This is a genomic window from Microbacterium umsixpiens, assembly GCF_053543675.1.
This window is the reverse complement of record NZ_JBLVOH010000129.1, coordinates 17446-23850: the sequence shown is the minus strand read 5'-3', so window position 1 is coordinate 23850 and position 6405 is coordinate 17446. Positions and strand designations below refer to the sequence as shown.

At 67.4% G+C, this 6405-nt stretch carries 10 protein-coding genes; 3 read left to right on the top strand and 7 right to left on the bottom strand.

The window, feature by feature from the left end; genetic code table 11:
* Positions 1 to 27: 27 nt before the first annotated feature.
* From ACNPM4_RS13030 to ACNPM4_RS13015, 4 genes are all read right to left on the bottom strand, one after another.
* Positions 28 to 1005, bottom strand: a complete 978-nt coding sequence (locus ACNPM4_RS13030) for an SRPBCC family protein (protein WP_448985948.1) — start codon at positions 1003 to 1005, stop codon at positions 28 to 30.
* Between the two features lies 1 nt (position 1006).
* Positions 1007 to 1396: an ArsR/SmtB family transcription factor gene (locus tag ACNPM4_RS13025; RefSeq protein WP_029273822.1), complete on the bottom strand. Its 390-nt coding sequence runs from the start codon at positions 1394 to 1396 to the stop codon at positions 1007 to 1009.
* Between the two features lie 116 nt (positions 1397 to 1512).
* Positions 1513 to 1914 carry a hypothetical protein gene (locus ACNPM4_RS13020; protein WP_372468054.1) on the bottom strand — a complete coding sequence of 134 codons (402 nt, stop codon included), beginning with the start codon at positions 1912 to 1914 and terminating at the stop codon, positions 1513 to 1515.
* Complete coding sequence (locus tag ACNPM4_RS13015) at positions 1911 to 2579, bottom strand: NAD(P)-dependent oxidoreductase (RefSeq protein WP_136025665.1); 669 nt, start codon at positions 2577 to 2579, stop codon at positions 1911 to 1913. The genes ACNPM4_RS13020 and ACNPM4_RS13015 overlap by 4 nt, the downstream gene beginning before the upstream one ends.
* A gap of 113 nt (positions 2580 to 2692) precedes the next feature.
* On the opposite strand from ACNPM4_RS13015, the gene ACNPM4_RS13010 reads away from it, so the two are divergent.
* Positions 2693 to 3271, top strand: coding sequence for a PadR family transcriptional regulator (locus ACNPM4_RS13010; protein WP_448985947.1), 579 nt, complete (start codon positions 2693 to 2695; stop codon positions 3269 to 3271).
* Between the two features lie 154 nt (positions 3272 to 3425).
* Here ACNPM4_RS13010 and ACNPM4_RS13005 read toward each other — a convergent pair whose 3' ends face one another.
* Genes ACNPM4_RS13005 through ACNPM4_RS12995 form a run of 3 tightly spaced genes read right to left on the bottom strand, consistent with a single transcriptional unit; the run spans position 3426 to position 5099 of the window.
* Positions 3426 to 3716, bottom strand: coding sequence for an ArsR/SmtB family transcription factor (locus tag ACNPM4_RS13005; RefSeq protein ID WP_051662426.1), 291 nt, complete (start codon positions 3714 to 3716; stop codon positions 3426 to 3428).
* A 24-nt stretch (positions 3717 to 3740) separates the two neighbouring features.
* Positions 3741 to 4586 (bottom strand): alpha/beta fold hydrolase, encoded by an 846-nt coding sequence (locus ACNPM4_RS13000; protein ID WP_448985946.1) that lies wholly within the window; start codon positions 4584 to 4586, stop codon positions 3741 to 3743.
* Between the two features lie 33 nt (positions 4587 to 4619).
* Positions 4620 to 5099 carry a hypothetical protein gene (locus ACNPM4_RS12995; protein WP_448985945.1) on the bottom strand — a complete coding sequence of 160 codons (480 nt, stop codon included), beginning with the start codon at positions 5097 to 5099 and terminating at the stop codon, positions 4620 to 4622.
* 202 nt (positions 5100 to 5301) lie between these two features.
* Here ACNPM4_RS12995 and ACNPM4_RS12990 point away from each other — a divergent pair, with 202 nt between their 5' ends.
* Together ACNPM4_RS12990 and ACNPM4_RS12985 are read left to right on the top strand one after the other, a co-directional pair.
* On the top strand, positions 5302 to 5973 hold the full coding sequence (locus ACNPM4_RS12990; protein ID WP_448985944.1) for a DUF998 domain-containing protein: 672 nt from the start codon (positions 5302 to 5304) through the stop codon (positions 5971 to 5973).
* Positions 5974 to 6006: 33 nt separating this feature from the next.
* On the top strand, positions 6007 to 6375 hold the full coding sequence (locus ACNPM4_RS12985; RefSeq protein ID WP_448985943.1) for a YciI family protein: 369 nt from the start codon (positions 6007 to 6009) through the stop codon (positions 6373 to 6375).
* Positions 6376 to 6405: the final 30 nt, after the last annotated feature.

Here is a 6405-nt window from a genome sequence, read left to right as displayed (position 1 = left end):
TCCTGAGTTATGAACGCGACGCCGCGGTCAGACGGCGAGCAGCTCCCGCTCCAGGCGGGCGAACGACGACTCCATGCCGTCGGCCATGCCGGTGGCGAGGATCATGTCGCGCGTCTCCTTGTCGGGGTACTCGATGAGCACCGTGACGAGGGTCGCTCCGTCTTCTTCGTACAGGTTCAGGTCGTTGAGGGTCTCGGTCGGCAGGCCCTGCATCCGCTCGGTGGTGACCGCTCGGCGCGGGGCGTCGATCAGGAGCGCCTCCCCCTCGAAGCCGAACGGCTCCCCCTCGGTGTCGCCGACCGGCGCCCACGAGTTCCGGTACGACTGGCCGACCTCGGTGGCGGCGACGCACTCCGTCATCTCCCAGCCGTCGGGGCCGAGCATCCACTTGCGGATGAGCTCCGGCTCGAAGTGCGCACGCCAGACCAGCTCGCGCGGCCCTTCGACCAGACGGGTGATGCGCACGTGGGTGTCGTCGAGCATCTCGACCCGCGTTCCCTTGCCCTGCGCGTATTCGCGGAGGTCCTGCAGTACGGCATCGAGCTGCGCCATCGCCATCTTGATGCCCTCGACCTGGCCCATCTCGACGACCTGCTCGAGTGCATCGACCGAGTCGAAGTGGCTGGTCGTGACCATGCGGGTGCCCTCGGCGGTGGGCTCGAACGAGAACGACATCCGCTGCGCGGGGAAGCCCTCCAGCGGCTTGCCGGACTCGTCGACGAAGGAGTCGATCACTTCGAAGGAGTTCGGTGCCTCGATCGAGAGGAACTCCCACGACCCGGACGACTTCTCGCCGCGCGGGCCGTTCATCGAGTAGACCGCGCGTCCGCCGACGGTGTGGTCCCAGGCGGTGAAGGTGGCCGGCCATCCGGGAGGGCCCCAGAAGCGTTCGAGCTGGCGCGGATCGCTGTAGGCGCTCCAGACCCGCTCGATGGGGGCGGCGAAGTCGGCGACCACGGTCATCGTGAGGTTGTCGGCATCGGTGGTGACGTCGGTGACAGGCATTTCAGTCTCCTTGCTCGTTCTTCTGGGTGTCGCTGTTGTCGGATGCGCCGGACCGAGGCGTCTCGGCCAGCAGGTCGTCGAGTCGGGCGATGCGCGACCGCCACAGCTCTTCGTATCGGGCGAGGAGCGCCCTGGCGCGGGCGATCATCTCGGGGTTCGCGCGGACGAGCCGCTCGCGTCCCTCAGCGCGCTTGACGATGAGGTTCGCGGCCTCGAGCACGGCGACGTGCTTCTGCACCGCGGCGAACGACATCTCGTAGTCGGCGGCGAGGGTCGATACCGACTGCTCACGCTCGATCGTCCGGCGCAGGATGTCGCGCCGGGTCGACGTCGCCAGTGCGTGGAAGACACGGTCGACCTCCGCTTCGCTCAGTTCTCTTTGTGCAACCATTTGGTTGTACGTTATGCCTGAGCGGAGGGGATGTCAAGGGGTCGGTTCTTCTTGTCCTCTTCTTGTCGAGATGGTGTGCGAGGACACATGTCCGCCGCGAGTGGCGCAGGTGACGATCAGTCAGTCTGGGCGCGCCGGGCACCGAAGGCGAACACCGCAGCGACGAGCGGCGAGGCAAGCAACTGGTAGGCGAGCCAGAACGTGCCCGCACCGAGGACATCGTTGAACGCCAGAAGCGCCGCGATGAAGGTGACGATGACCCATCCACTGTCGTAGGCGACGAGGTAGCGGGTGTGCGAACCGGCGCCGCTCCGGAGCGCGAAGGTGATCTCGGCGATACCGCTGGTGGCCACGAGCGCCGCCGTAGCGACGAGCAGCCAGGGCGGCGCATCCAGGAAATCGGTCATCACCTGGAGCAACACGACGTATATCGACGCGACGAGCAGCTTGAAGACGCCGTCCGCGAGGAAACCGACCCGGAGCCAGCTGACGCGGCGCGGTCGGGTGTTGCGGCTCACGTCGCTACCCGCGCTGTCATGCGCTGCGGGCTCCGACCTCGCCTGAGTCCGTACGACCGGCCGATCGCTGATGGATCGGTGGCGGCAGCCACCAGAGCACTGGCCAGATCGGCGCGGCACACGCTCGTGGACCCGTTCGCCTCAGGGACGAGCTGATAGTCGGTCGCCTCCGTGTCGATCAGATAACCGGGCCGCACGATCGTCCAGTCGACGGAAGGTCCGCCGCCGCGGACGATCTGCTCCATCGCCTCGAGGTCGTCGTAGATGCGAGGTGCACTGCGGCGGACGAGCGGGCGCACCACGTGGCGGAACCACCATGGCTCGCCCGCACCCGAAGTGAGCACCGGCACCGCCGAGGTGACGACCAGGCGTCGCACGCCGTGGCGCCGCATGGCGTCGACCAGGTTCGCCGTGCCTGCCGCGCACACGGGCGCGGGATCCTGATTCGAACGCTTGCCCAGCGTCGAGATCACGGCGTCGGCGTCGGCCGGCAACGTCAGCTCCGCATCGGTCACCACCTCAGCCCGCTGCACGACGACGCCCGGCGGCCGGTCGTAGGGGCCGGAGTCGCGCACGATCGCGGTCACTCGATGACCGGCGGCAAGGGCCTGCTCGACGACGAATCGTCCGGTTCTGCCGGACGCGCCTGCAACCACGACGTGCATGTACACATCCCTCGCCTCGAACGACTTGAACACTGAGCATGACCTCAGCTAGTACAACTGTACTAGCACGGTAGAGTGACGTCAACGACAGGAACGACGGAAGGAAGGATGCTGTGTCAGCGACGCGACTGCTGATCCTTGGCGCGATCATCGAACGCGGAAGCGCGCACGGCTACCAGGTACGCAAAGACCTGGAATCCTGGCAGGTCGACCTCTGGGGCAACATCGGCCAGGGATCCGTGTATCACGCGCTACGTCGCCTGGCGGACGATGGGCTGATCGACAGAACCGACTCAGGCCACGGCACCGTTGGCCCCGCGCGCGTGGAGTACACGGTGACGAGCGCGGGGCGCACGGAGTTCGTCACTCTGCTCGAACGCGCACTCTCCTCGGACGGCCGCGACATCGCCGAGACGATGGCAGGAATCGGATTCATCACCACCCTCACTCGCGACCGAGCCGTCGAACTGCTCCGGCTCCGCATCGAGACATTCCGGGCGCGGCGCGCGCGGGTGGTCCGCGAATACGAGAACCACCCGGACGAAGACTGGGGCCACCACGTCGAGGCGATCCAGTTCTGGGCGCACTCGGCGGACAGCGCCATCGCCTGGACGGAGGGCCTCATCGCCCGACTCGAGTCCGGTGCCTACGTGATGGCGGACGACGAAGCACCGAGCGACCCGGTCACTTAGCCGCCCGCGCGCCCCTCTCAGCCTCCCGTTTCGACGCGATCTATTGCACAGATCCGGACGAACGTCCGCCTGATCATGGTTGCGAACATCGCCGCGTTCACCGTCAGCCCGGGAATGACTCTGCGGCGCATCAGAGGTGCGGCTTGGCGCACTCTTACCTGTCGTCGAAAGCGCGAAGCAGCCGAGACGCCCGCCGGATCATCTCCGGATCTGCGCGCACGAGCCGCTCCCGCCCGCGCGCGCACTTGACGATGAGTCCCGCACGCTCGAGCACCGCGACGTGCTTCTGCACGGCCGCGAAACCCATGTCATAGTGACGCGCGAGCTCGGTCACGGACTGCCCCTCGACGAGCGTGCGGGCGAGGATGTCGCGCCGAGTGGCGTCACCCAGGGCTCGGAAGACCCGGTCCGCCTCGCTGCGACCGAGTTCGTCGGAATCACGGATGGCGGGATTCCGCGGCCGTCGAGATCACGGGAGGACCTCGCCGAGAAAGGGCACGATCGAAGGCATCAGCGCGGCCGGCTTCATCATCGGCGTCGCGTGATGTGCGCCCTCGATCGTCGCGTGTCGGGCTCCGATCAGCGTCGACAGCTCTCGCGTCCCGCTGTCCATGAACGGCGCACTCTTGCTTCCGAGGAGCACGACAGAGGGCGCCCGGAGCCCGCTCCACCGGTCGCCGGTGAGAGGCGTTCCGTCCTGCAACCCTGCGCAGAGGCGCGTGTCATAGACGGCCGTCTGGGCCATCGCGACCATGGTCCGCCACGGGCCGATCATGAGTCGCATGGCGTGGATCATGAAGGAGGGTGCACCGAGGGCGACACGGTGGAACTCGCGAACCGCGTCCGCCCCCCGCCCCTCGTCGACCAGCTGCTGAAGGTGGTCGGCGAGGTCACGGGGGACGGGTGCGCGTCGATCGTCCACGATCACCGGGGGCTCGAAGGCGATGACGCCCGCGACCTTCTCGGGAAGAGCCGCCGCGGTGTCCACCGCGAGGATCGCGCCGGATGACGCTCCGAAGAGAGCAGCCCTGCCTCCGTGCGCATCGATGAGCGCCTCGATATCCGCGATCTCGCGAGCGATGCGCCAGGAGCCGACGTCCCCGCTGTCGCCGCGCCCTCGACGGTCATAGTTCACGACCGTGTGGCTCCCGGCGAGCAGGGCCGCGCGGCGACGGTTGTCGCGGAGGTCGGACAGCGCCTGCGCGACGAGGATGACGACCGGCCCGTCTCCGTGGCGTTCATACGAGATCTCCGTGCCATCCGCGGACACAACCTGGTGCAGGGAGGGATCGGGAGAAGAGTTCTTCTTCGGCATGATGATTCCGCTCTCTTCGAGAAGTGGGTGGTGTCAGCGGCGAGTCATCGTGGACGCGTATCCGCCGTCACCCGGGTAGACCCAGGCGCCGTCGAGTACACGATCGTCGTCACTGAAGATGCCGGTGAAGGAGGCCGGGCTTCCCTTGGCTCCGGCCCAGATGGTGAGCGTGTCTCCCTCCAGCTCGTAGACGTAGTCGAGAGTGTTGCCCATCGAGTCGTAGAACCGGGAAGCGACATCCGTGCCGGCGGGCTCGCCGAACGGGCGGAGCTGACCGATGACCTCGATGCCGGTGATGGCCTGACCGAACTGCTCCAGCTCGACGTGCTGGAGCAGGAAGAACCGTCCGCCCATCCACTCGTACCGCACGACTCCCTCGGCGCCACCCGTCACCGTCCATTCCCCGACGAGCCTGTCGAGCGCCGTGACGGCGCTGCTGGGCGTGGGCTGCTCACCGAGGCCGTAGCCGTCGATCTGCTCGGCGGTGACGTTCTCCAGCGTGTTCTCGTTCATGAGGTGTCCTTTCACGTGCAGCCCGGCGGGCCGCTCTTGCAGATACCTCGGAGCCGAACGCTGCGGATTGACATCTGCGCGCGAATCCGTCGGAAGCGATCCGCGGCCCCCCCTCACACGTCGCGACCGCACGATGTCAAGATTCGTCGCGCGGCTCCGAGGTATCAGTGCAGAAACACTCGACCCAGAAGAGGAGCTCACAGTGACCACGAACTCAGCACCACGCCTCGCGCACAGGGAGATCAGCGCACTCCCTCGTTCGACCCGCCCCTTGCTGCTCGCGGGCGCATTCGCGGGACCGCTGTTCTATCTGTCCGCACTCGTGCAGATGCTCACGCGCCCCGGATTCGACATCCGCATCCACCCCCTCAGCCAACTCTCCACGGGAGACCTCGGCTGGATCCAGATCCTCACCTTCGTCCTGGTCGGACTGGGCCTGATCTGCCTGGCGGTCGGTCACCGGCGGGTCGTGACCGACGGGCTCGGCCGCGCCGCCATCCCGGTCCTCATCACCATCAGCGGGGCAGGCTTCATCGCCGCCGGCCTCTTCCCGCAGGACCCCGCGAACGGTTTTCCGCTCGGCGCGGCCGACGGCCCCGCGGCCGAACCCACCTGGCACGCTGTCATCCACATGGCGGCGGCGATCGTCGCGTTCACCGTCCTGGCCGTGGCGGCCGTCATCGCGCTCATCCGCGCCGTCCGCGAGCGGCGTGCGGTCGCAGCGACCGGGAGCGGCATCGTCGCGATCGCGCTCCTCGCTCCCGTCGCTCCCGACATCGCCAGCATCCAGGTGGCGATCACGGGGCTCTTCGCCTTCGGATGGTGCACCGCGACGGCCATCTCCCTGCTGAAGTCACCGCGTGTGTCTCGCTAGCCTGGACACTCGCCGACTCAAGGAGATGAGACCGTGAAATTCCTCATTCTCGGCTACACGCCGAGCAGCAGTTGGGACGCCGCCACCGCGGATGCCCCCACCGAGGATGCGCTCGCTGCATTCGCCGCGTATCAGGAGTTCGAAGCGGACCTGCGCGCGACCGGGGAGTTCGTCAGCACCGAAGGGCTCGGACACCCAGCCGTGTCGACGACCGTGCGCAAGGTCGACGGAACGATCGTGATGACCGACGGTCCGTTCGTCGAGCTGAAGGAGGTCCTTGCGTCGTTCGCTGTCATCGAGGTGTCCAGCGTGGAGCGCGCGAAGGACATCGTCGCACGGATGGTCGAGATGCTCGGCGAACCGATGGAGATCCGTCCCATCATGGGTGACGACTTCGCGTGACGGCTCGACCTGACGCGATCGAGGGCCTGC